This window comes from Tolypothrix tenuis PCC 7101, from assembly GCF_963874875.1.
Lineage (GTDB): Bacteria > Cyanobacteriota > Cyanobacteriia > Cyanobacteriales > Nostocaceae > Aulosira > Aulosira tenue.
Window position 1 is genome coordinate 6383148 of the sequence record NZ_CAWNJS010000001.1, and the last position, 23166, is coordinate 6406313.

Consider the following 23166-nt stretch of genomic DNA (forward strand, 5'->3'; position numbering starts at 1 on the left):
TTTTTATACTACAAGTATACTACAAAAAATATAAGCGTAGTTTTACTATTTATGAATACAGTGGATAGCAACATCACAGACTGGACTTATCTCAGTTATGATAAAATTCCCGAAAACTTCAATAAATTGGGTTTGACAGAATCCGACTATCGCTTGTTTAACAAAACAGATTGGGTGGTAACGGAGAAAATTCATGGTGCGAACTTTGGGATATGTACTGATGGTTTTGAGGTACGCTTTGCCAAAAGAAAGGAGTTTTTACAGCCAGGGGAAGATTTTTTTGGCTATCAATCTCTACAAACTAAATTAGTCTTTCAGGCGCAAGAAATTTTTAGAATTTTGCAATCTGACACTCAGTTGCAAAAAATATATATTTATGGAGAATTATTTGGTGGTGAGTATCCTCACCCTGATGTACCCGCTATCAGCCATGTGCAGGCTGTGCAAACTGGTGTTTATTATTCACCAAAAATAGAATACTCTGCTTTTGATATTGTAGTGGTGCAGGGTGATAAAGCGGCAGAAAAATACTATTTAGATTATGAAATAGCACTCAAACTATTTCAGCAAGTAGGAATGATGGCATCTGCACCGTTATTTATCGGTAAATATCATGATGCCTTAGCATATAACATCGAGTTTGAATCTACAATTCCAGCAATTTTAGGTTTACCTAAATTACATTTTGCTAATAAGGCTGAAGGAGTAGTAATTAAACCTCTTCATTCTATTTATGTGGAGACTTCTAAACAGAAAATCCGTCCAATTATTAAGCAGAAAATTCCGGAGTTTGCTGAAGATAGCCGATTTCACCAAGCACAAAAGTGGACTGTAAAACAACAGCCTATACTACAACAACAGATAAGTCTTGAAGAAGAATTAAGCCAAGAAATGCTGGCGTTGGTTACACCTACGAGATTGAACAATGTTATTTCTAAATTTGGTAGGGTTGCTGCTAACAATACAAAACAGCGTCAACAATTAGTGGAATTATTAGTAAAAGATGTTTTAGAAAGTTTCCAAGAAGAGTATGCAAGTATTTTTACTTCTTTAGAACCTACGATTCAGCAAAGTATGATTGAGCAACTGAATCAAGCATCACAACAGCTAGTTGATGCACAATTATAAAGTTTTTCATTCACATAAAAAAGAGACAATTAGCGTTGGTATGGATGCGTTACGCTATCGCTAACGCATCCTACGTGAACCATATCACCAATTACCAATTACCAATTACCCATTACCAAAATTCATGACTGCTTCCAAGTACCGTGAAAACCTGGAGGAATAACACTAGGTAATCCAAGTTTGCACACGGGCGTTTCATTTAGGCGATCGCTATCAAATACCCAAACTTCGCTACTATGGCTATTACCATCATAAACAACGGTTAAAAGCCAGCTTTGTGCTTGATTTTGAGCATCTTGAACATGAATCGGTTCAGAACAATAGCGATTTTCGCCTAAATCCGCTTCGGTGAAGGTTTCTGTTTGATGATCGAAACGAGCGATCGCATTTAATATTTCTCGGTTAATATCTAATTCTGGGCGGAATGAAGACATATAGGTGTAGCGCGAAGCTTGTCCGACATTTTGCTGTGGTACACTCGGAAATTCACAAAATCTGTCTATTAGTTCTTGAATTGCTGTCACTTTACCTGTATCTGGACGCAGATGAACTCGCGTTAAGGTACTTTTAGCAGCAGTGTGAGTTTCTCCTGAAGCTACTTCCTTGAGATATTGGTTAGTTTGAAAATCTTGATAGCGGGCAATATCAACAATTACTGTACCGCTAGCATCAACATAACCGTTAGCAAAATGCCACTGAAACCAAGGTTCGGTTTGTCCCCGGCTTACCAATGATAAGTTTTCTCGGTCAATTACCAAAACCTGAGTCCCCACTTCTGGCTGCCATTTGAGAGAATCGCTATATGTGCTAGTTCCCAAAAGGATAGGCCAAATATTTACCCGCACAGCAGGCGCAAAAAACACAAGATACTGTCCTGCTAATACAAAATCATGAATTGCAGGAAAGCCCTCTAATGCAATCTTGGCTTTTTGCAGAATTTTGCCTGTAAAATCGCTTTTAAAAATATTAAGTATGGCATTTGGCCCGGGACTAACACCAAAGTTAAATATCTCTTTTGTTTGGTAATCAACTTTAGGATGAGCAGAATAAGGCAATCCTTTATCCAATCCGCCTAAATTATCTAAGCCTTGAGTTTCTAAGCTTTGAAGGTCGAGACTATATGGATTATCGCCTTCCCAAAGTGCCAGAAGTTTATCGGGTAACGCCAAAACTGAGGTGTTAGCGACATTTTTGATCGGTCTGCGCCATTGATTCCAAATTGGCCCCGGTGCAGTCATACCATAGTTACCATACAGCAGCTTACCTGCGGCAGTTTCATGTTGATAAGCAGCCGTTTGCACATAGCGATAAACTCCTGTGGCTCCAGCATCGGTAAAATTTACAGCTAGAATTGCCCCATCGCCATCAAACCAATGTCCTACATGAATCCCGCCACGTTCTAGCCTTGCAGGGCCATTGCGGTAAAGGGTGCCACGTAAGCCTTCAGGAATTTTGCCAGCCAGAATCGGTAATTCGGTACACGGAAATTCTTCCGCAGGTTGGGCGATCGCATTTGCCCAAGCTTTTTTTGTTGACTTTTTTTCTATTGTCTGCATCATAAAACTCGCTTTCACAACTCAAAGGCGATTCGAGCGATCGCCTTTACATTACACTAAATCTTTTTATTTATCAGTGTATAAAATGCTTGCTGTTTCAATAACACAGGGATGCTGATATTTTTTATTTTAACGAAAGATTGGAACGCGCCACCTTACTGCTAGATAATTTCCATGTATTGAGTCAGGGTGATCGCGCGCGCTTGATTCACTACATAATTTTGCACAGATGGAACAGTTTATTGGTGTTGTCACCCAACAGGCAAACTCTTTACTGGAACAGGTTAATGTTTACCGCATTAAAATTTAAGCTTATATCTCCCAGGATAAATTTGCACAAGCAATTGCGATCGCACGTCAGATTATGGTAGAAAAGCACAGTGATATTTTATCTATCAATTCTATACTAGGTGAAGGTACTGAATTGATAATTACTATCCCACTTTTAGCTCAGACGTTCGCTTGAATTAGAGCGTAGTGATTGCTGGTTAAGCTAATAAAATAATATAACAAATGTAGGGGCAAGGCATTGCTTTGCCCTCTAGAATATATTGATATGTCTAATAGCTAGATTTAAATCTTAAACAGCTACCAAGATTTAGCATAACTGAGCCAACTAAAATTATAAATCCAATTAATTGAATTGGCATAATTGATTCATGGAGAATTGACACATTGAACATGAGTGAAAATAGAGGAGTTAGCAATGCAATCATTGAACATATTTGTGTTGAGTTGAGATGCAATGCTTGATTCCATAGTAAAGAAGCAATCGTGTTAGGAAATACAGCTAAATAGATAATCCCAAGCCATTGAGTAGAAGTTAATGTTAATGTCAACCCAAATGCTGGTACTAAACCGAGTAAAAACAACAAGCCAAATAAGTTAAACAGAAACATTCCTGCATCTGGATCAAAATTTTTGTGCTTAATCAACACACAAAATAAAGCCCAAGTTGTTGCTGCTGTTAATGTTGCAGCAGTACCAAGATTTAATTGAATAGCCAATATTTGATTTTTGGCAATCAACAAATAAACTCCCGCACAACCTGTTATCAGCAACAAAACGGATTTGCGAGATAACCTCTCATGAAACCACAAGGCTCCAAAGAATGTCATCAGCAATGGATAGATATAAAACATTACAACCACCTGTGAAGCAGGCAGAAGTTGATAGCCTTTTAATCCGCATATTTGCTGAATACCCATACCCATAATTCCAGCAATTACGAAGAAAAACTGCTGTTTTTTCCATTCTTTTTGCAGAATTACCAATTTTTTCTGCCTGACAATGTTAATACCAAGAACGCAAGTTGACAAGAAAGTAACATATAGCGTTGTAGTAAAACTATCGAGATGTGGCACAGTTAATTTGAAAGTTACACCAATTGTTGCCCAAATCAAAATAGCTAACAATGCATATAGCAGACCTTTAAAACCGAAAGCAGACTTTTTTAAGTAATCTATTGTCATAATCATTGACTTATTTGTGTAGCCTACTTTCATAAGTCAAGATTTAACAATGGTCAATAGTCATAATAGATTTAAGCAAGATTTAGCGTATAGCAATCTCTTGCTTAAATTGCTCGTAATCGGCTATTTAGAAAATTAATTGCTGCTTCAACAATTAGATGACTGCATAAGTCAAAAATTCCACCCCTTGACTTGCCAATCTTTACAATGATGATTATTGCTATTTCTTACTATAAGACTCGTATTTTATTTTTTAATTACCCGAAAATTCCCAAAAATTAGCCTCGCCATTAGCGAACAAAAGACCCGTTGCTCACTAGAGAATAGGGAATAGTTAACTCTATTTTCTTGCTCGTGGAAAATCAAGGTGCTAAAAATGGCTTTTGGGTATAAACTAAAACCAAATTTCCGAGAAATTAGTTATTAGGTGCAATTAATGTCTACTGCTACGGTTAAAGCCTGTAGTTTGGGGCGCAACATTTATCTTAACGTCCACAGCTTTGGCAGAGCGATCGCTTTATTTATGATGCTGTGGGGGTGTACAGCGCCAGGCTTTAATGCCTCTAATTTAACTTGGAAAACTTATCTCAATACACGTTATAACTTTGAGTTTCCCTACCCTAGTAACTGGAATGCTTTACCACCACCAGAAAATAATGATGGAATAGTTTTTGTTTCCCCGCAAGATGAATCAGTAAAAATTCGGTCTTGGGCAGGTAATCAGCTACCAGCATCTTTGAATCCAGACCAGAACGCCAAAATCACAGTCAATCCCAACTTTCAAAATGCTCAAGGAATATCTGGGGTTTTAGTTGTAGAAGTAGGTCAAAAAGAAAGTTCCATGACCCTAACCATCACTCAAGGTCAAATTAAATACTACTGGCGAGGACAAAGCCAAAGCCAAGATTTTACTGATTACTACCACTTGTTTTATTACATAGCCCAGCAATATAAGGTGCCAAAGCAATAATGGGCATGGGGCATTGGGCATGGGTAATTGGTAATCGGTAATTGGTAATTGGTAATGAGTAATGAGTAATGAGTAATTGGAATATCTCCCAGTCCCCAATACCCAATCCCCAGTCCCCAGTCCCCAACCCCCAGTCCCCAATACCCAATCCCCAATTTTCACCCTTTAGGTAGTTGAGCGGTGACACAAACCTGGTAGATTTAGCTTACAGCGAGTGAAAACAGGTAAAAATGAAAGTCCTGGTTATTGGTGGCGATGGGTATTGTGGTTGGGCAACTGCTCTTTACCTTTCAAATCAAGGTTACGAAGTTGGGATTTTAGATAGTTTAGTGCGGCGGCACTGGGATAACGAGCTTGGTGTCGAAACTCTTACTCCGATCGCGCCAATTCAGCAACGTCTCCAGCGCTGGTACGATTTAACTGGTAAATCCATAGACTTGTTTGTTGGCGATATCACTAACTATGAATTCCTCCATAAAGCGCTGCACAAATTCCAACCCAGCGCTATAGTCCATTTTGGGGAACAGCGTTCGGCTCCATTTTCCATGATTGACCGCGAACACGCCGTTGTGACTCAGGTCAATAATGTAGTCGGCACTTTGAATTTGCTCTATGCGATGCGGGAAGATTTTCCTGATTGTCATCTTGTGAAGTTAGGGACAATGGGTGAATATGGTACTCCCAATATCGACATTGAAGAAGGCTATATCACCATTGAACATAATGGTCGCAAAGATACATTACCTTATCCCAAACAGCCAGGTTCAATGTATCACCTCAGTAAAGTGCATGACAGTCACAATATCCATTTTGCTTGTCGGATTTGGGGACTGCGCGCTACAGACTTGAATCAAGGCGTGGTTTATGGCGTTTTAACCGAAGAAACGGGAATGGATGAAATGTTGATCAACCGCCTGGATTATGATGGCGTGTTTGGTACAGCACTCAACCGCTTCTGCATTCAAGCAGCTATTGGTCATCCTCTGACTGTTTACGGTAAAGGCGGACAAACACGCGGCTTTTTGGATATTCGGGATACAGTAAGGTGTGTAGAATTAGCGATCGCTAATCCTGCTCAAGCTGGTGAATTCCGTGTCTTCAACCAATTCACTGAACAATTTAGCGTTGGTGATTTGGCAATCATGGTGAAGAAAGCCGGCAATGCTATGGGAATCAATGTGGATATTAATCATCTAGATAATCCCAGAGTTGAGAAAGAAGAGCATTATTTCAACGCTAAAAACACCAAGCTGTTGGATTTAGGCTTACAGCCTCACTATCTCTCTGATTCTCTTCTCGATTCTCTATTAAACTTTGCCATCAAATATCAAAACCGAGTCGATCAAAAGCAAATTCTGCCTAAAGTCTCTTGGCATAGAAAATAGGCTTAAGTAATTCGTAATTTCCAAGTCGTAATTCGTAGTTACAACTAATGGATAGCAGCTATCCATTTAGGGACTTCCAAATAAAAAAATATCCCAGTATTTATTGTGGGGTGGACATCTTGTCCGCCCAGTTTATGTGGCAGGCAAGATGCCCGCCCCACAAGAGGGAATAATTTATTTCTTGAAAATCCCTTAAACCTTGTCAATTTTGAAAACTATAGTTTTCAACGTAGACACTGTTCAATTACGAATTACGAACTACGAATTACGAATTATTCATTATTTATGCGGCTGATAACAGAATCTTATTTAAATCAAGTAAGTCGCTGGCCTCAGACTGGTCGTCACATTCTAGCCCAATATGATGACCAGTCAATTGTTGTTTATCAAGCATATCGTCCAGCTATTGGTTATTTCGCCGCCACTCATGGTTATTTTGGCGGCGAATTTAATTTTGATCGTATGAGTTGGATCAAGCCTAATTTTTTATGGATGATGTATCGTTCCGGATGGGGTATAAAAACTGAGCAAGAAGTAGTATTAGCTATTTGGATTCAACGTTGGGCTTTTGAAGAAATGTTGTCATCTGCAGTGCATTCTACTTTTATTCCCGAACTATATCCCAGTGAAACTACTTGGAAATCAGCGCTAAAAGAATCACAAGTACGATTGCAATGGGACCCAGATCATCACCCATCTGGTGCTAAATTAGAACGGCGTGCTATTCAGATAGGGCTACGCGGAAAATTCTTAGCTAATTATGCCAAAGATTGGATCTTGCATATTGAAGATATCTCTGATTTTGTCCAACAACAGCGGCAAAACATTAATTCTGACTGCGCGCAATTGATTACGCCACAGGAGACAGTTTACTCTGTGAGTGATCAACAAACGCAAAAGCAGCTGGGATTATCAGCCTGGACTGAATAGTATTTTATGAGAATTGCTCTATTCACTGAAACCTTTTTGCCCAAGGTTGACGGTATTGTAACGCGCTTGCGTCATACCGTTGACCATCTACAGCGTCATGGAAATCAAGTTTTAGTGGTTGCCCCCGAAGGCGGGATCACCGAACATAAAGGAGCTAAAGTTTACGGCGTGACTGGCTTTCCCTTGCCATTGTATCCAGAATTAAAAATGGCATTGCCTCGCCCAGCCATAGGTTACGCTTTAGAGGAGTTTAAGCCAGATATTATTCATGTCGTCAATCCAGCAGTTTTGGGTCTATCTGGCATATTCTACAGCAAAATACTCAAAATTCCTTTAGTAGCCTCTTACCATACTCATTTACCCCAATATCTCCAGCATTACGGCTTAGGAATGTTAGAAGGCTTGCTTTGGGAATTGCTAAAAGCTGGACATAATCAAGCAGAGTTAAATCTATGTACTTCCACTGCAATGATGGCAGAATTGACAGCACATGGCATTGAACGAGTAGATTTGTGGCAAAGAGGGGTGGATACAGAATTATTTCATCCTAGTTTAGCCAGTGCCGAAATGCGATCGCTTTTATCGCAAAATCACCCAGAAAGCCCTTTGCTACTTTATGTTGGTCGCTTATCTGCGGAAAAAGAAATTGAGCGCATCAAACCGATTTTAGAAGCAATTCCCCAAGCGCGCTTGGCATTGGTCGGAGATGGCCCCCATCGGCAAGCCCTAGAAAAGCACTTTGCAGGCACAAACACCAACTTTGTTGGCTATCTCATGGGTCGGGAATTAGGTTCGGCTTTTGCGAGTGCTGATGCCTTTATTTTTCCTTCCCGTACAGAGACACTAGGATTAGTGTTATTAGAAGCAATGGCAGCCGGTTGCCCAGTGGTAGCAGCTCGTTCTGGAGGAATTCCTGATATTGTTACAGATGGGGTCAACGGCTATCTTTTTGAGCCGACAGCAAATATTCAAGGTGCAATTACCGCTACTGTTCGCCTGTTACAAGAGAAACAAGAATGTGACCTGATCCGTCAAAATGCTCGTAAAGAAGCTGAAAAATGGGGATGGGCAAACGCCACTCGCCAGTTACAGGATTACTATGAAAAAGTGATTTACGCGCAACAATTGACAGCAGCCATCTGATAAAAATTTAACAGTCCCAACATTAGCAACAAGTCTTCAAATTCTTCAAGAGTCAAGGGTCAAGAGTCAAGGGTCAAGAGTCAAAAGTCAAACATATTTCTTAATTTTGAATTTTGAATTTTGAATTTTGAATTGTTTGCCCCTTGTCTCCCAATCCCCAGTCCCCAGTCCCCATTCCCCATTCCCCATTCCCCATTCCCCAGTCCTCATGACACTCCCTAATCCTGGTAGCGTCTTGGCTACATTAACCGAACTCACTCAAGTCAATCGTACCCACGCTTTATTGCGTCGTGTGAAAGACCTTTCTGTTAACGAATTTGTTTGTTTATTAGATTTTATTACTGCGGAATTTCAGCAATTTCTGAGAGCAATTGAATTAATCAATAATGAAGCTCTAGAAACTATGTTGGAAAAAGTTCTAGAAGCAATCACATTAAAAATAGGTCAAATTCTGCAAGCAGAACATACGGCGATTTTTTTAGTGGATTATGATAAAAATCAATTGTGGTCAAAAGTTCCCCAGGATAATACACAAAAATTTTTAGAAATTCGTACGCCCATTACAGTTGGAATTCCTGGTCACGTTGCCAGTACTGGACAATATTTAAATATAGCTGAAACTTCTACTCATCCCTTATTTAGCCCAGAATTAGAAAAGCAAATGGGCTATAAAATTCATAATATTTTATGTATGCCAGTTGTGAGCAGCAAAAATCAAACTGTAGCTGTAGTACAACTGGCAAATAAAGCTGGCGATTTGCCATTTAATCAAGATGATGAAGAACGATTTCGGGATTTTGCTGCTTCGATTGGGATCATATTAGAAAGTTGTCAAACTTTTTATGTAGCAGCCCGCAACCAACGGGGAGCAACAGCACTTTTAAGGGCAACCCAAACTCTAGGGCAAAGCTTAGATTTAGAAGCAACTTTGCAAATAGTCATGGAGCAAGCCCGCATTTTAATGCAAGCAGATCGCAGTACTCTGTTTTTGCATCGTAAAGAAATGGGCGAACTTTGGACAAAGGTAGCCGCCGCCGCAGATGGTGCAAATACTATAGAAATCCGGATGCCCAGCAATCGCGGTATTGTTGGGTTTGTGGCTTCCACTGGGCAAGCTGTAAATATTCCTGATGCTTATAAAGACCCCCGGTTTGACCCAACGACAGATAGAAAAACTGGGTATGTAACTCGCAATATTTTGTGTTTGCCTGTGTTTAATTCTGCCAATGAATTAATTGGTGTAACACAGTTAATTAATAAACAGCAAGGTAGTTTTACTGCCTCTGATGAAGAATTTATGCGAGCCTTTAATATCCAAGCTGGGATTGCTTTGGAAAATGCCCGTTTATTTGAAAATGTGCTGTTAGAAAAACAGTATCAAAAAGACATTTTACAAAGTTTGTCTGATGCGGTGATTTCTACAGATATGGAAGGGAGAATTGTCACTATTAATGATGCCGCATTAGCATTACTAGGTTGTCCTGTTAGAGATACAAATACAAAATCTAATAAGCGGTTGTGGGAACAAAATTTACTCGGCCGCCTGGTTTGGGAAGTGGTACCAATTGAAAATCTGCAAATGCGCTTGGAAGATAGTTTAAAAATAGGGGCTAAACATTATGTTCCCGAGCAAAGTTTGACTGTGGGGCTATATCCTATTCAAAGTTCTGAAACTAAGTCGCCCAGTGAAACTTCAGATGCAGGAGTTTGGACGCAGCATTTTATTTTGGCAGTCCGCGATCGCACTAATCCAGATGTGTTTATTCCCTGGAATCAACCACTGACTCCCCAATCGAAGTTTTTGAGTGCTAGCGAGGTACAAAAGTTAGAACGTAGCCTGAATTTAACAGTAAATCCCTTAACTAACCCAGAAGGCGGCGTGAGAGGTGGCTTGGTGGTTTTAGAAGATATCAGCCGCGAAAAACGCATGAAAACTACCATGTACCGCTATCTCACCCCCCATGTAGCCGAACAGGTGATGGCTTTGGGGGAAGATGCTTTAATGGTGGGGGAACGCAAGGAAGTAACCATCTTATTTTCCGATATCCGCGGTTACACCACACTCACAGAAAATCTCGGGGCGGCGGAGGTGGTATCACTGCTGAACCAATATTTTGAAACGATGGTAGAAGCAGTATTTAACCATGAAGGTACTCTAGATAAGTTTATTGGTGATGCTTTAATGGCAGTATTTGGCGCACCCTTACCATTAACAGAAAATCACGCCTGGAGGTCTGTACAAGCAGCCTTAGATATGCGTCAACGCCTAGCAGAATTTAATCGACGGCGGATTATTCAATCACAACCACAAATTAATATTGGGATTGGTATTAGTTCGGGAGAAGTAGTTTCTGGTAACATCGGTTCTCACAAACGCATGGATTACACCGTCATCGGAGATGGGGTAAATTTAAGTTCCCGCTTGGAAGCTGTCACCAAAGAATATGGTTGTGACATTATTTTGAGCGAATTTACCTACCAACTGTGCAGCGATCGCATTTGGACGCGTCAGCTAGATAAAATCCGCGTCAAAGGTAAGTATCAAGCGGTAAATATCTATGAATTAATTGGCGATCGCACTCAACCCCTCGACGATGTAACCCAAGAATTTCTGTTTTATTACCAGTCGGGACGCATAGCTTACTTAGCAAGGAACTTTACCCGGGCGATCGCTTGCTTTGAAGCCGCAAAAAACCTCCGCCCCCATGACCAAGCAGTTAATATCCATATAGAACGCTCTTATAACTACCAAAAAACACCACCCCACGATTCTTGGGATGGTGTCTGGACAATGACAAATAAATAGGGCATGGGGGATAGGGCATTGGGCATTTATTATTTGTTATTTCTCCTTCAGTTTCCTCTGCTTCTTCCTTTTTTGTTGTTTTCAAGTCAGCCATCAAGCAGATATACACCAGTTTTATAAAAATTCTTCTTACTAATCCCTAGTCCCTAATCCCTAGTCCCTAGTTCCTAGCTTTCTGGTGGTTGATCCTGATTATCTTGGTCATCCTGAAAAGGATTTTCACCAATTTTCAATTGTTTTTTTGTACGTTTTAATTGTTTCCACAGATCCTTGATTTGTTCGTATGCTTCTTCTGGTGGCAATTTCCCCCCGGTTTCTAAGTTACAAATGTAACTAACTCGTTGGGCAAATTCCTGTAGATTAGAATTGAAAACTAAGTTTTCTGGCTTCACTTGACCGTAGTAACGGCCACGAGGATAGAGAAAATCATCTTTGCTCACTATATTTTTCTCCACTTATTCAACTCCCCCCTGTATCTATATTCTGAAGCTGAATCTCTAGCCAATCTACATCTGCGTTCTGTCCAGTCGGGAGTAATTACAAAATTAAACCTCTCTGGTGTAAACCTTTTGGGTAAATTTGTCAATTTTGATAGTGCTAGGGATTATTAGGCTGACAATCATTAAATAGTAGGCTTAAAAACAGATGTTTTATTAACGTACAAAAAGTAATATAGTTTACGCTCCTTTTGCTGTCCAATTCATTACATTTTAGTGCATCATTCATGAAATAACGCACATCATTAAGTATACAGAAAGTATTATTAATAATGTATTAATATATACTATAATGTGCTGAACATAAGATGTATTTTTCTCTATTCATCAATAAATTTATATAGATTGTCAAAAAATACTCTTGGTAGGTAGCGTAAATTACGCGAAATCTCGATGGGAGTTAGCCAACTGCCAGTGGTAAATCACCCCTGACTGATGAATCATAGCTAATGACTATTAACTAAAGATAAAATGGTTAAGCCTCAAAAACCAAAATCTGCCCATCACCTGTAAATTTACTGCCAACCATGTCTGTTAATTCCAAGTTATACGAAGGCAAAGCAAAAATACTCTATACGACGGAAGATCCTGAAATCTTACTGGCTGATTATAAAGATGATGCCACAGCCTTTAATGCCCAAAAACGCGGCAGTATCATAGGTAAGGGAAATATTAATTGCACTATTTCTAGTAAACTGTTTGAACAGTTAGAGGCTAGGGGTATTAAAACTCATTTTATTGATAGCCCCGCCCCAAACCAAATGCGGGTCAAGGCTGTGAAGATTTTACCCTTAGAAGTAGTTGTGCGGAATATTGCTGCTGGTAGCCTGTGTCAACAAACAGGGCTACCATTGGGCACAATACTAAAACAGCCTTTGGTAGAGTTTTACTACAAAAACGACGCATTAGGAGATCCGTTATTAACACGCGATCGCCTCTACCTGCTGGAACTAGCTACTCCGGAACAAGTTGAGACCATTACCCATCTAGCATTGCAAATCAACGAGTTTCTACGGGACTTTTGGCAGCGCTGTCGAATTACACTAGTAGACTTCAAACTAGAGTTTGGCGTTGATTCACATCAGCAGGTGCTGTTGGCAGATGAAATTAGTCCAGACACTTGTCGGTTATGGGATTCAGCAGAAGCGGACGCTAACCGTCGGGTAATGGATAAAGACCGTTTTCGCAAAGACTTAGGAAATATAGAAGATGCTTACCAGGAGGTTTTACAAAGAGTATTACAAGCCGTAGGATCTGAAAATTAAATTAGCAAGGTAAAAATATGATTTCTGAAAATTTTTAATTTTTACCTTGGACATAATGAGGAGATTTACGTAAGAGTCATATTTTTATCGCTTAAGTAGTCCTGTGTTAAATGTCAAATTTTCACAAAAGTTTGACTCTTAACTCTTGACTCTTCCCTGAATAGATTTGCTAGTTGCGTAAATCCTGATGAGAGCATAATTGCCTTGTGATGGTGTGTGGACGAGAAGAGGAATTTAAATAAAATGCGTTTATCTCCCGCAATGGTGGCAGCAGTAGCAATTGCAGCCCCTCTAAGTACCCCAATCAGTGCCAATGCACAAACAGCTAACCCAGATTTGTCGCAACCAGCAGAGGTGTTGACACCAGCGACAAATCAAAAGTCAGAAAATGGTATCGCTCAAGAAGAATCTAGCGAACAGGTAAAATCTGCGGCTACTTTTCCAGAAGCAGTAACCGTGAAAGCTTCCCAGCCTCAGACTGTGGCTGCTTTGCCAATTCCAGCAGCAAATAAGACAAAGCCAGTCATAGTGCCAGCTGCGATGTCTACGACAGGCTACGCCTACGCACCTACGACCCCAAGTGCAGGGGTAAAGGCACTCCAAGGTCTTCAGTCTCGCAATATCGCTGCTGTGACCATTCAGCCAACAAATCCGTCCCTAAAATCTGTGATAGTGCCCAGCGCCACACCTAACACCTCTAGCGCCGGGGTAAGGGCACTCCAGGGTCTGCAATCTCGCAACATCGCTGTCTCGCCTATGCAGACAGCACAGACTCCACAGGAAACAACCCCACAGCCTACTCCACAGGAAACTACTCCCCAACCAACTCTCCAACAAGCTCCACAAACAACGCCCAGACAAACAACTCCGCAGCAAACAACCCCACAACCAGCACCTGCTCCGGCTCCTGGTACGACTCCACCCCTGGGTGCACCTGTATTTCCCACAAATCCAGACACCTCTACAGAGTCGAGTGAACCCCGGGTATTAGTATCAGAAGTTGCAGTGAGAGCGCAATCGGGGCAACTCACACCAGAACTGGAAAATCAAGTTTATTCTGTAGTTCGTACCCAGCCAGGAAGAACAACCACCCGTACCCAACTCCAAGAAGATATCAATGCCATCTTTGGTACTGGCTTCTTCTCCAATGTCCAAGCAGTACCAGAAGATACACCATTAGGAGTCCGGGTCAGCTTTGTTGTGCAACCCAACCCAATTCTGACAAAAGTCCAAGTCCAAGCAAATCCTGGTACTAGCGTGCCCTCAGTACTGCCGCAAAATACAGCAGATGAAGTTTTCCGCGAGCAGTATGGCAGAATCCTCAACTTGCGTGATTTGCAAGAAGGTATCAAGCAATTAACCAAACGCTATCAAGATAAAGGTTACGTACTAGCCAATGTCATCGGCGCACCCCAAGTTTCCGAAAATGGGGTTGTGACTTTGCAAATCGCAGAAGGGGTAGTAGAGAATATTCGAGTCCGGTTCCGCAATAAAGAAGGTCAGGAAACAGACGAACAAGGACAACCAATTCGCGGGCGGACACAGCCATATATCGTTACCCGAGAATTAGAGTTGAAACCAGGACAGGTTTTCAACCGCAATACTGTGCAAAGAGACTTGCAACGGGTTTACGGCTTGGGCATCTTTGAAGATGTCAACGTTTCCCTTGATCCTGGTAGCGACCCCAGCCGAGTAGATGTGGTAGTTAACGTAGCTGAACGTAATAGCGGTTCCATTGCTGCAGGTGCAGGGATTAGTTCTGCCAGTGGGCTATTTGGTACTATTAGTTACCAACAGCAAAACCTCAATGGCAGAAACCAAAAATTGGGGGCAGAGTTACAAGTAGGTGAAAGAGAACTACTATTTGACCTGCGCTTTACAGATCCTTGGATTGACGGCGACCCCTACCGCACTTCCTACACCGCAAATATTTTCCGCCGTCGTTCTATCTCCTTGATTTTTGACGGTAAAGACCAAAATATTGAAACATTTCTCCCTGGAGACACAGAAGGCGATCGCCCCCGTGTTGTCCGCTTAGGTGGAGGTGTAACTTTTACACGTCCGCTTTCGGCTAATCCCTACGGTAATTCCGAATGGACTGCTTCAGCAGGTTTCCAATATCAACGGGTTTCCACCAAAGATGCTGATGGTAATAGCGTCACTCAAGGCACAATTTACCAGAATGGTCAACCAACAGAACTGATTCCCCTCACGCAGTCTGGCTCAGGTGATGACGATTTATTCTTATTACAGGTAGGGGCACAGCGCGATCGCCGTAATAATCCCTTACAACCCACTAGCGGTTCTTATCTGCGTTTCGGGGTCGATCAATCTGTACCCATTGGGCAAGGGAGCATTTTCCTTACCAGGTTACGGGGCAGTTACAGCCAATATTTACCCATCAGCTTATTAAACTTCAGCAAGGGGCCGCAAACCCTAGCCTTTAACTTGCAAGGTGGTACTGTTTTAGGTGACTTACCCCCTTATGAAGCCTTTACTTTAGGTGGTAGTAACTCCGTGCGGGGTTATGAAGAAGGTACATTAACCAGCGCCCGCAGTTACGTACAAGCCTCATTAGAATATCGTTTCCCCGTATTTTCCGTAGTTAGTGGCGCATTATTTTTTGATTTTGGTACTGACTTAGGTACCAGCACCAGAGCTGCTGAAATACTCAACAAAAACGGTACAGGCTACGGCTACGGTTTAGGCGTACGTGTCCAATCCCCCTTAGGGCCAATTCGGGTTGACTATGGTATCAACGACGACGGCGACAGCCGCATCAACTTTGGGATTGGGGAAAGGTTTTAAATGGGCATAGGGCATAGGGCATGGGGCATTGGGCATGGGTAATTGGAATTTACAATTTCTCCCTTGCTCCCTGCCCCCCTGCTCCCTGCTTTACCAAATCCCCAGTCCCTAATCCCCAGTCCCCAATCCCCAAACTTATGCAACAACACACGATAGCCGCAGAAATCACTCAAGCTGGAGTGGGACTGCATAGTGGTGCTAATACTCAGGTGCGAATACTACCAGCTGAAGTAGGTAGCGGGCGCTACTTTGTGCGCGTCGATTTACCAGATTCACCGATTCTTCCGGCGCAAGTTGCCGCAGTTAGTCAAACTGTTCTTTCTACCCAATTAGGTAAAGGTGTGGCTTCTGTCCGCACTGTAGAGCATTTATTGGCCTCTCTGGTGGGTATGGGTGTGGATAACGCCCGAATTGAAATTGATGGGCCAGAAGTGCCGTTAATGGATGGTTCAGCAAAGATATGGGCGGAAAGTATCGCCCAAGTCGGGTTGCGATCGCAATCGGTAACTGCAGACGAAACACCCCTAGCTATCCAAGAGCCAATTTGGATTTATGAGGGCGATACTTTTGTGGCGGCTATCCCCGCACCAGAAACCCGTTTTAGCTATGGTATTGACTTTGATTTGCCTGCTATTGGTAATCAATGGCACAGTTGGTTACTTAATGCCAATATGGAAAATCCTGATACAGACTTTGCTACAGAAATTGCTCCTGCCCGTACATTTGGTTTATTGCATCAAATCGAACATCTGCAAAAGTCTGGGTTAATCAAAGGTGGTAGTTTAGAAAATGCCCTGGTTTGTGGCCCTGATGGCTGGTTAAATCCACCATTAAGATTTGCAAATGAACCAGTACGTCATAAAATCTTGGATTTAGTAGGAGATTTGAGTTTAGTAGGAAATATCCCCCGCGCTCATTTCTTAGCGTATAAGGCCAGCCACAATTTACACATTCAACTGGCACAAAGAATTTTAGATTTGCAATTTTAGATTTTGGATTGATGCAAAAATCTGAAGTTATAACTCTAAAATTCCGTCGCTGACTTGATTCCAGATAAAAAAAACAACACATAGCCAATGACAACCCTCACCGAAGCCAATACCGTCGATGCGATCGCACCTGCTGCTAATGATGACAATCAAAGCGCACCAGAGCCGAAAAAAACCTTGGCTATTGAAGAAATTCAAAGCCTGTTGCCCCATCGCTACCCATTTTTACTGGTAGATAAAATTATTGACTATGTACCAGGCAAACTAGCGGTAGGCGTGAAAAATGTCACCATTAATGAACCCCATTTTCAAGGACATTTCCCCGGACGGCCGCTCATGCCTGGAGTGCTAATTGTCGAAGCAATGGCACAGGTAGGCGGTATAGTCATGACACAGCTACCGGCATATGAAGGTGGACTATTTGTGTTTGCTGGGATTGATAAAGTCCGTTTCCGTCGGCAGGTTGTTCCCGGCGATCAGCTGATCATGACCGTGGAACTGTTGTGGGTTAAACAACGTCGTTTCGGTAAAATGCAAGGTCGTGCTGAAGTGGACGGTCAGTTAGCGGCTGAAGGCGAATTAATGTTTTCTCTAGTAAACTAAAAACCTGCTCTTGTGGCGAGCGCACTGCCGTGATGTGCTTTTTACTGACAACCTAAAAAAGGTTAGCAGTAAAATCAACTAGCCACAAGAGTAATTTATAATTTTTAAATTTCGCTGCCCTCACACTTAACTTGCTTTGCCCGACACTTTCGTAACTGAATACTCAAAAAGTTCAGCACTCATGACAGTTCTGGAGATTTACCCTTGAAGACGCTTATTCATCCAACTGCTGTAATTCATCCTAAAGCAGAACTCCACCCAACGGTGGAAGTCGGTGCCTATGCTGTGATTGGAGCGCAGGTTAAAGTTGGCCCTGAAACTGTAATTGGCGCTCACGTAGTGCTAGAAGGGCCATGTGAAATTGGGGCGCGAAATCAGATTTTTCCTGGTGCAGCTATCGGTATGGAACCCCAGGATCTCAAATATGTGGGAGAACCTACCTGGGTCAAAATTGGCGACAATAACCAAATTCGTGAATATGTCACGATCAACCGTGCTACTGGTGCTGGGGAAGCCACAATCATTGGTAACGGTAACTTACTGATGGCTTATGTTCATGTAGCTCATAACTGCGTGATCGAAGACCATGTAATTATCCCCAACTCAGTAGCCTTAGCGGGTCATGTTCACATAGAATCACGGGCTAGGCTAGGCGGAGTTTTGGGAGTCCATCAATTTGTGCGAATTGGTAAACACTCAATGGTAGGTGGAATGGCACGTATTGACCGCGATGTGCCCCCATATATGCTGGTAGAAGGCAATCCCGCCAGAGTCAGAACCCTCAACTTAGTCGGGTTAAAACGCTCTGGAATGGATGCTAGCGAGCTACAACTGCTCAAAAAAGCCTTCCGCATTCTCTATCGCTCTAACTTAACCTTTAAAGAAGCTTTAGAACAGTTAGAACAACTAGGCGACACTGAACAGTTACAACATCTGCGGCGCTTCCTTCTGCTTTCTCAAATGCCAGGAAGACGTGGTTTAATTCCTGGAAAAAGAAAAGCTAGCGCCAGTGATGAGTCTTAATGTAGCTATAAGTTTGAGTTGAGGTTTAAATACTCAACTCAAACTCTAAAAACTCTGCGTACCTTAGCGCTGACTCCGCGTTACTCTGCGTTGCAAAACTGTTATTTATTTTCCTTAATTACCAAATGCGGATATTTATCAGCACTGGCGAAGTGTCTGGCGATTTGCAAGGTTCTCTCATAATTGCGGCGCTGAAGCGACAAGCTGCGGCTGTTGGCTGTGAATTAGAGATTGTGGCGCTGGGTGGCGCAAAAATGGCTGAGGCTGGGGCGACCATATTGGGCGATACCAGTCATATTGGCTCAATGGGGATTTTAGAAGCATTGCCTTATCTTGTACCGACTCTCTTAGTACAACGAAAAGCGATCGCTTACCTCAAGCAAAATCCCCCAGATTTGGTATTACTTATTGATTACATGAGCCCCAATATCGGTATTGGCAGTTATTTGCAAGAACATTTCCCAGATGTGCCAGTAGTTTATTACATCGCTCCTCAAGAGTGGGTATGGTCGATGAATTTGCGGAGAACTCACCGCATTGTCGGCTTTACAGATAAACTCTTAGCCATCTTCCCCGAAGAAGCCCGTTATTATCGCCAGGAAGGTGCCAATGTTACCTGGGTAGGGCATCCCTTAGTAGATCGGATGCAAACCGCCCCTAGCCGCCAGGAAGCCCGCTCTAAATTGCATATTTCGCCAGAGGCGATCGCAATTGCGCTGTTACCTGCTTCTCGTAGTCAAGAATTAAAATATCTTTTACCAGTAATTTTTCAAGCTGCCCAAACTATTCAAGCGAAATTACCAGAAGTACATTTCTGGATTCCCCTGTCTTTAGAAGAATTTAGAGAACCGATTACTCAAGCAATTGCGCGTTACGGTTTGCGCGCCACAGTATTATCAGGTCAACAACAAGAAATCATCGCTGCGGCTGATTTTGCCATTACCAAATCAGGAACCGTCAATTTAGAACTGGCCCTGTCAAATGTACCCCAGGTTGTTATTTATCGCTTAAATGCCATTACAGCTTGGATTGGGCGGAAAATTCTCAAAGGTTCGATTCCCTTTGCATCCCCAGTAAATTTGGTAGTCATGCGGGAAATCGTACCGGAGTTTTTACAAGAGCAAGCCACCGCCGAAAATATTACCCAAGCTGCAATGGAATTATTGCTTAACCCTGACAAGAAACAGCAAACCCTAGCCGATTATCAACAAATGCGGCAGTCTTTGGGAGAAATTGGAGTATGCGATCGCGCGGCTCAAGAAATTTTGCAAATGCTCTAGTGGGGACTGGGGACTGGGGATTGGTGACTGGGGATTTGGGAGAAAAACAATTTAAAATTCAAAATTCTGCTCTGTTTCCTTACACAAACACCAGTTACCAATTACCAATTACCAATTACCAATTACCAATTACCAATTATTTATATTTCCGCTGGTAAAGGTTGCCAAACTTCTCCATATTTCTCTTTAAGAGCTTGCCAAGTTTCTACTTGACCTGGTTCATATTCTCCTGGTTTACCCCATTGCAAAAATAGGCTTAAAGCGGATTCCTGTTTATCATCTAAAAACCGAATTGCATAGGTTGTAAAGTTGCCTCTTTTCGCCTCAGCAGTTTCAAATTTCACTTGAGTAATTTTGTCCATATTCAAGTGGAACTCAAAATTTTCGGTATGCATATTGGCATATTTACCCTTGGGTAACTCTGCATAAAATAGCTTTTCTAGCTTGCTTCTAACTTCTAAAACACCAGCACTGCTAGTCACAATTAAACGCAAAGTTCCTAAATTTTCACAAGCTGTTAAAAATTCTTTTAAGGTTGTGGTCATTTTTCATTTGTCCTTTGTCATTTGTCATTTGTTGTTGGTCATTCTCTAATGAAATCAGGACTCACGCAACTGGCACAATTATCCTCTGGCATAAGAGTCAACAGTCAAGAGGAGCCACTGCGGTCTTGGGGTTTCCCCAAGTAGAGCAAGTGGCGTTCAAGGGTCAAAAATTTAGTTTTTTTGGACTCTTGATATTTGACCCTGGACAAACCTAAACGAAAAAAATATGACACTTGCGTAAGTTTTAGAAATGACCAATTATTTATTGATAGTACAAAGAAAGTGGATTGATTCGTGACATTAATCCAAAATCCAAAATTGCTCAATTCTGGATTATGCTTCGTATTTTTCGTAAGCGGCGACAATGCGCTGAACTAGGGGATGACGCACAACATCTCTTTGAGAAAATTCGCAAAAGGCAATACCTTCAACGTGTTTTAAGATGTGTAAGGCTACTGCTAAACCTGATTGTTGGTTTACTGGTAAATCGGTTTGTGTCATGTCACCTGTGATTACCATACGCGAACGGAAGCCCAAACGCGTCAAAACCATTTTGATTTGCGCTGGTGTGGTATTTTGGGCTTCATCGACAATCACAAACGCGTTATTTAAGGTGCGTCCTCGCATATAAGCCAGTGGTGCGACTTCAATCACACCGCGTTCTATTAAATTGGGGACTTTTTCCGGATCGATAAATTCATTAATCGCATCATAAAGTGGGCGCAGATAGGGATTGACTTTCTGCTGTAAATCTCCAGGTAAAAAGCCGAGTTTTTCTCCTGCTTCCACCGCAGGACGCGTTAAAATCAGCTTTTCATACTGGTTGGCTAAGAGTGCTTGCACAGCAACAACAACCGCCAAAAAAGTCTTACCAGTTCCAGCTGGCCCCGTGCAGAAAATGAGGTCACGTCTGCGGATAGCATCAATATATTGACGCTGTTTAAAGGTTTTAGCGCGAATTTCCTCACCCCGGCGAGTTTTGGCGAGAATATCTCGCTGTAAATCTTGCAACTCGCCTTCTCGTTGGGTATCTAAAGCTTGACGGGCTGTATCAATATCCGCACTAGAGATAGAATTACCTTTAATCCAGAGGTCTTCGAGCGATCGCACTAATCGTGAAGCTAAATCAATTTGCTTTTGTGTGCCTGAAATATGTAAGTCCTGTCCGCGTAACACCAAGCTAGCGCCTGTTTGCTGAGATAAGAGTTTAAGATTCTCTTCTCCATCTCCAGCAAGAGCGATCGCACTGGGAATATCCGGCAGCTCAATCTTGAAGGCATCTGCCATAGTATTTGTTAATTTATCTTTTTATTTGGTGTTTCGTAGGGTAATGGGTAATGGGTAATTGGTAATTGGTAATTGGTAATGGGTGTTTGTTATTTCCCTTCATCTTCCTCATCTCTCAGTCCCCAGTCCCCAGTCCCCAGTCCCCAATCCCCAATCCCCCTTCAAGGGGAAAAGTAGAGACACGATGATCGTATCTCTACTTTTTCTAGGGTTGCTTTAATATGAGTTAACCACATTTAGCAAGGATGCTACCGTAATTTAGTAGCGGATACCTTTGCGTGCAGCTTCCTCTTTACGTTTGCGTCGTAAGCTAGGCTTTTCGTATCTTTCCCTGCGTCTAACTTCAGATAAAATTCCAGCTTTTTGAATTTTCTTTTTAAAGCGTCTAATAGCAGAGTCTATTGACTCGTTCTCACCTAAACGGACTTCGGCCACTCCCCAGTTTCACCCCCTTACAGAGATAATTCAGAGTTGCATAGAAATGTTAATAACAGCAGTATGGCGATCGCTTCTCTGGATGAGAAATACTCATCTGTTCAATTCTCAAAAGAATTTCGAGCATTTATCTAGTGACGCGATGCCTACGCCATTGATGCCAGATTAGCAAATTTGGATGTTTTTTCACAATTCCCAAATTTTTATTAGTCAAACCGATACTGAAGCAATAAAGCTCTCAAAATAATTGCCCAATTCTAGCAAGTTGCGATCGCTTATTTCCTATTTTTGCCAGAATGCCTGAGCGGAGTAGAAACCGCCCAGACTGATGTTGCAATTTCAACCTAGCGGATACGGGGTTTAGCAATAGGTCTGGGGCTATTTCCGTTTCCACGTCTGTCTCTTGATTTGGGCGGGGGTAATCGCTCTTCCCTGTCGTCATCAAAAGAAGCACCTTCTCTTGAGGCGCTGCTGCCATAAATATCCAGGTATACCGATTGTCCAGCAATTTCAGCCGCAGCTGCAATTACTGTGCGAATCGCCTGAATATTGCGTCCTCCGCGACCAAACACTTTTCCTTTATCTGTGCTGTCAAAGGCGATGCGAATCCAAGCCTTTTGTAGGCTCTGAGAAATTTCACAATCGACGCTTAAAGACTCTGGCGATTCCAAAAAAGGCTGCAATAAAAACTTGACCAACCCCTCGTAGTTGGGTCTAGCTGCGGGGGATTGTGTTTCGACATTATGATGCGGCTGTTGTTGCACTGACCTGTTCAAAAACATTGGCTTTTACTAGGATGCGACGGACGGTGTCAGTGGGTTGAGCGCCTTGTTGTAGTCGCTTGACGATGCCGGGAACGTCCAATCGTACTTCATCCGTTCTGGGGTTGTAGAATCCCAGTTCTTCTAAGGGACGACCATCGCGGCGAGCCAGGCTGTTAATAGCTACGATGCGGTAACTAGCTTCCCGTTTTTTACCATATCGCTTCAAGCGCAGTTTGATCATGATTGAAGAATCGTTCTCCTGTGTACTAGATATGTTTTG

The 23166-nt window shown here is 42.2% G+C and carries 21 protein-coding genes; 13 read left to right on the forward strand and 8 right to left on the reverse strand.

Translation table 11 applies throughout. The features are described 5' to 3' along the window. Positions 1-51: 51 nt before the first annotated feature. Entirely contained in the window at positions 52-1128 is a 1077-nt protein-coding gene (locus tag AACU25_RS25220) for an RNA ligase family protein (RefSeq protein WP_096580360.1), read from the forward strand. A gap of 122 nt (positions 1129-1250) precedes the next feature. Here the strand turns inward: AACU25_RS25220 and AACU25_RS25225 are convergent, their stop codons facing one another. Together AACU25_RS25225 and AACU25_RS25230 are read right to left on the reverse strand one after the other, a co-directional pair. Continuing rightward, entirely contained in the window at positions 1251-2684 is a 1434-nt protein-coding gene (locus tag AACU25_RS25225) for a carotenoid oxygenase family protein (protein WP_096584028.1), read from the reverse strand. Positions 2685-3244: 560 nt separating this feature from the next. Continuing rightward, complete coding sequence (locus AACU25_RS25230; protein WP_190445713.1) at positions 3245-4156, reverse strand: EamA family transporter; 912 nt, start codon at positions 4154-4156, stop codon at positions 3245-3247. A gap of 436 nt (positions 4157-4592) precedes the next feature. On the opposite strand from AACU25_RS25230, the gene AACU25_RS25235 reads away from it, so the two are divergent. The 5 genes from AACU25_RS25235 to AACU25_RS25255 all read left to right on the forward strand — a co-directional run bounded on the left by AACU25_RS25235 (position 4593) and on the right by AACU25_RS25255 (position 11390). Then, complete coding sequence (locus tag AACU25_RS25235) at positions 4593-5126, forward strand: hypothetical protein (RefSeq protein ID WP_096580364.1); 534 nt, start codon at positions 4593-4595, stop codon at positions 5124-5126. Between the two features lie 230 nt (positions 5127-5356). Further along, positions 5357-6511, forward strand: coding sequence for an NAD-dependent epimerase/dehydratase family protein (locus tag AACU25_RS25240; RefSeq protein WP_096580368.1), 1155 nt, complete (start codon positions 5357-5359; stop codon positions 6509-6511). A 285-nt stretch (positions 6512-6796) separates the two neighbouring features. After that, the gene (locus tag AACU25_RS25245; protein ID WP_096580370.1) at positions 6797-7441 is read left to right on the forward strand and encodes a DUF4291 domain-containing protein; all 645 of its coding nucleotides are present in this window, start codon (positions 6797-6799) and stop codon (positions 7439-7441) included. 6 nt (positions 7442-7447) lie between these two features. Next, entirely contained in the window at positions 7448-8584 is a 1137-nt protein-coding gene (locus AACU25_RS25250; protein ID WP_096580372.1) for a glycosyltransferase family 4 protein, read from the forward strand. A 208-nt stretch (positions 8585-8792) separates the two neighbouring features. Beyond that, the gene (locus AACU25_RS25255; protein ID WP_096580374.1) at positions 8793-11390 is read left to right on the forward strand and encodes a GAF domain-containing protein; all 2598 of its coding nucleotides are present in this window, start codon (positions 8793-8795) and stop codon (positions 11388-11390) included. Positions 11391-11557: 167 nt separating this feature from the next. On the opposite strand, the gene AACU25_RS25260 is transcribed toward AACU25_RS25255, so the two are convergent. Beyond that, positions 11558-11833, reverse strand: coding sequence for a DUF7219 family protein (locus AACU25_RS25260; RefSeq protein WP_422641119.1), 276 nt, complete (start codon positions 11831-11833; stop codon positions 11558-11560). Between the two features lie 581 nt (positions 11834-12414). On the opposite strand from AACU25_RS25260, the gene purC reads away from it, so the two are divergent. The 6 genes from purC (at position 12415) to lpxB (ending at position 19855) form a co-directional block, all read left to right on the forward strand. Next, positions 12415-13152, forward strand: coding sequence for a phosphoribosylaminoimidazolesuccinocarboxamide synthase (purC, locus tag AACU25_RS25265; RefSeq protein WP_096580378.1), 738 nt, complete (start codon positions 12415-12417; stop codon positions 13150-13152). Positions 13153-13395: 243 nt separating this feature from the next. Continuing rightward, the gene (locus AACU25_RS25270) at positions 13396-15960 is read left to right on the forward strand and encodes a BamA/TamA family outer membrane protein (protein WP_096580380.1); all 2565 of its coding nucleotides are present in this window, start codon (positions 13396-13398) and stop codon (positions 15958-15960) included. A gap of 137 nt (positions 15961-16097) precedes the next feature. Further along, positions 16098-16949, forward strand: a complete 852-nt coding sequence (lpxC, locus tag AACU25_RS25275) for a UDP-3-O-acyl-N-acetylglucosamine deacetylase (RefSeq protein ID WP_096584031.1) — start codon at positions 16098-16100, stop codon at positions 16947-16949. 87 nt (positions 16950-17036) lie between these two features. Continuing rightward, positions 17037-17552, forward strand: coding sequence for a 3-hydroxyacyl-ACP dehydratase FabZ (gene fabZ, locus AACU25_RS25280; protein ID WP_096580382.1), 516 nt, complete (start codon positions 17037-17039; stop codon positions 17550-17552). A 204-nt stretch (positions 17553-17756) separates the two neighbouring features. Next, positions 17757-18575: an acyl-ACP--UDP-N-acetylglucosamine O-acyltransferase gene (gene lpxA, locus AACU25_RS25285; protein WP_096580384.1), complete on the forward strand. Its 819-nt coding sequence runs from the start codon at positions 17757-17759 to the stop codon at positions 18573-18575. Between the two features lie 125 nt (positions 18576-18700). Further along, on the forward strand, positions 18701-19855 hold the full coding sequence (gene lpxB, locus AACU25_RS25290) for a lipid-A-disaccharide synthase (RefSeq protein WP_096580386.1): 1155 nt from the start codon (positions 18701-18703) through the stop codon (positions 19853-19855). A gap of 140 nt (positions 19856-19995) precedes the next feature. Here lpxB and AACU25_RS25295 read toward each other — a convergent pair whose 3' ends face one another. From AACU25_RS25295 to rpsU, 3 genes are all read right to left on the reverse strand, one after another. Next, positions 19996-20400, reverse strand: coding sequence for a ChuX/HutX family heme-like substrate-binding protein (locus AACU25_RS25295; RefSeq protein ID WP_096580388.1), 405 nt, complete (start codon positions 20398-20400; stop codon positions 19996-19998). A gap of 333 nt (positions 20401-20733) precedes the next feature. Then, positions 20734-21687 carry a PhoH family protein gene (locus tag AACU25_RS25300; RefSeq protein WP_096580390.1) on the reverse strand — a complete coding sequence of 318 codons (954 nt, stop codon included), beginning with the start codon at positions 21685-21687 and terminating at the stop codon, positions 20734-20736. Positions 21688-21945: 258 nt separating this feature from the next. Next, the gene (gene rpsU / locus AACU25_RS25305) at positions 21946-22122 is read right to left on the reverse strand and encodes a 30S ribosomal protein S21 (RefSeq protein WP_045871170.1); all 177 of its coding nucleotides are present in this window, start codon (positions 22120-22122) and stop codon (positions 21946-21948) included. 46 nt (positions 22123-22168) lie between these two features. Here rpsU and AACU25_RS25310 point away from each other — a divergent pair, with 46 nt between their 5' ends. Continuing rightward, complete coding sequence (locus AACU25_RS25310) at positions 22169-22291, forward strand: hypothetical protein (protein ID WP_321206648.1); 123 nt, start codon at positions 22169-22171, stop codon at positions 22289-22291. Positions 22292-22466: 175 nt separating this feature from the next. Here the strand turns inward: AACU25_RS25310 and AACU25_RS25315 are convergent, their stop codons facing one another. Continuing rightward, complete coding sequence (locus AACU25_RS25315; protein ID WP_096580392.1) at positions 22467-22904, reverse strand: KH domain-containing protein; 438 nt, start codon at positions 22902-22904, stop codon at positions 22467-22469. Beyond that, positions 22864-23127, reverse strand: coding sequence for a 30S ribosomal protein S16 (gene rpsP / locus AACU25_RS25320; protein ID WP_045871172.1), 264 nt, complete (start codon positions 23125-23127; stop codon positions 22864-22866). The genes AACU25_RS25315 and rpsP overlap by 41 nt, the downstream gene beginning before the upstream one ends. Positions 23128-23166 lie beyond the last annotated feature (39 nt).

Coding starts and splice junctions, on each gene's coding strand:
- AACU25_RS25220 (WP_096580360.1), top strand. CDS start 52: ATGAATACAGTGGATAGCAACATCACAGACTGGACTTATCTCAGTTAT.
- AACU25_RS25225 (WP_096584028.1), bottom strand. CDS start 2,684: ATGCAGACAATAGAAAAAAAGTCAACAAAAAAAGCTTGGGCAAATGCG.
- AACU25_RS25230 (WP_190445713.1), bottom strand. CDS start 4,156: ATGACAATAGATTACTTAAAAAAGTCTGCTTTCGGTTTTAAAGGTCTG.
- AACU25_RS25235 (WP_096580364.1), top strand. CDS start 4,593: ATGTCTACTGCTACGGTTAAAGCCTGTAGTTTGGGGCGCAACATTTAT.
- AACU25_RS25240 (WP_096580368.1), top strand. CDS start 5,357: ATGAAAGTCCTGGTTATTGGTGGCGATGGGTATTGTGGTTGGGCAACT.
- AACU25_RS25245 (WP_096580370.1), top strand. CDS start 6,797: ATGCGGCTGATAACAGAATCTTATTTAAATCAAGTAAGTCGCTGGCCT.
- AACU25_RS25250 (WP_096580372.1), top strand. CDS start 7,448: ATGAGAATTGCTCTATTCACTGAAACCTTTTTGCCCAAGGTTGACGGT.
- AACU25_RS25255 (WP_096580374.1), top strand. CDS start 8,793: ATGACACTCCCTAATCCTGGTAGCGTCTTGGCTACATTAACCGAACTC.
- purC (WP_096580378.1), top strand. CDS start 12,415: ATGTCTGTTAATTCCAAGTTATACGAAGGCAAAGCAAAAATACTCTAT.
- AACU25_RS25270 (WP_096580380.1), top strand. CDS start 13,396: ATGCGTTTATCTCCCGCAATGGTGGCAGCAGTAGCAATTGCAGCCCCT.
- lpxC (WP_096584031.1), top strand. CDS start 16,098: ATGCAACAACACACGATAGCCGCAGAAATCACTCAAGCTGGAGTGGGA.
- fabZ (WP_096580382.1), top strand. CDS start 17,037: ATGACAACCCTCACCGAAGCCAATACCGTCGATGCGATCGCACCTGCT.
- lpxB (WP_096580386.1), top strand. CDS start 18,701: ATGCGGATATTTATCAGCACTGGCGAAGTGTCTGGCGATTTGCAAGGT.
- AACU25_RS25295 (WP_096580388.1), bottom strand. CDS start 20,400: ATGACCACAACCTTAAAAGAATTTTTAACAGCTTGTGAAAATTTAGGA.
- AACU25_RS25300 (WP_096580390.1), bottom strand. CDS start 21,687: ATGGCAGATGCCTTCAAGATTGAGCTGCCGGATATTCCCAGTGCGATC.
- AACU25_RS25310 (WP_321206648.1), top strand. CDS start 22,169: ATGTTAATAACAGCAGTATGGCGATCGCTTCTCTGGATGAGAAATACT.
- AACU25_RS25315 (WP_096580392.1), bottom strand. CDS start 22,904: ATGTTTTTGAACAGGTCAGTGCAACAACAGCCGCATCATAATGTCGAA.
- rpsP (WP_045871172.1), bottom strand. CDS start 23,127: ATGATCAAACTGCGCTTGAAGCGATATGGTAAAAAACGGGAAGCTAGT.